A 978-nucleotide genomic window follows, 5' to 3' on the forward strand; every position below is an offset into this window, starting at 1 on the left:
TCACCGAGTGGATTCACCGAGTTGCATGGGGATCTGAGAGCGTTAAAACTGTGCCCGCAGGCGGGCATGCTGAGGGGGCTAGAGTCCCCTCAACAAAGGCATGTCCCATTACATGCGGGCTGGACGCCCTTATTTCATGAGACAAGGGGGTAATGTCGCGGCTGGACGCCACGCCAAAACCCCAAAGGTCAAGTGCGGCAAACCGTCCACGCTACGCGTGACCACCCCCCTTACGAAGTGATTTTGACCTCTATTTTTTCGCCTTCGTCTCAAAATATCGGAAATCACTACTCGTAACGGGGGTGGTCACGCGCAAAGTCGTATTATTCTCGTTCCTCGAATAATGCTCCTAAGCTTGGACGGTTTGCGGGGCTATGCCCCCCAAATAAACCGCTATCGTGGGCGATAGCTTTTTGCTCGCTGGGGCGGCAAAATTTATTCGGCTCCCCCCAACTAACTCGGTTCACTGGGGGTGAACGCTCGTTAGTGGTTTCGGCGACGCCAAATTAACAATTTTTTCAAAATTGAATTTAGCTGCCTCAATCCACTTCCCGTTAACAATTCATTCTGAATTGAACGATAAGTTAAAACCATCGTTAGCAATTTTTCAAAATTGAACGATCAAAACAAATAACATCACATTTCCTCTTTGCGGATTTTGTTTAATATAGTATTTGTTTTATACGAGTCGTATTCTTTTATGTGTGGATGTAGTGTGGAGGCGATTTCTATAAACTTACCCCGTTCATCATTATTCAGGCTGTCAGCGAATTCATGTATTTCCTCGGAAAGAAACTGGTTGTATAAAGTATCGTGTAAACCACAGCGTCGCCCTGCGCTATGTTCCATTCTTGAAATAACAGACTCTGCTATATATACAGCATCTTTAATTGTGGGGTGTTTTATTCTGGTTTTCATTTTTGATTTCCTCTGCAATTAAAAAATCATCCAACGTTGCGGTAATGGTGCCAACTTACT

1 protein-coding gene is annotated in these 978 nt (G+C 45.0%); it reads right to left on the reverse strand.

Translation table 11 applies throughout. The annotated features are described in order from the left end of the window. Positions 1–636 precede the first annotated feature (636 nt). Positions 637–918 carry a hypothetical protein gene (locus tag BEI65_RS25780; RefSeq protein WP_050296641.1) on the reverse strand — a complete coding sequence of 94 codons (282 nt, stop codon included), beginning with the start codon at positions 916–918 and terminating at the stop codon, positions 637–639. Between the last annotated feature and the right edge of the window lie 60 nt (positions 919–978).

The organism is Serratia sp. BW106, assembly GCF_002607755.1.
GTDB classification, from domain to species: Bacteria; Pseudomonadota; Gammaproteobacteria; order Enterobacterales; family Enterobacteriaceae; genus Serratia; species Serratia proteamaculans.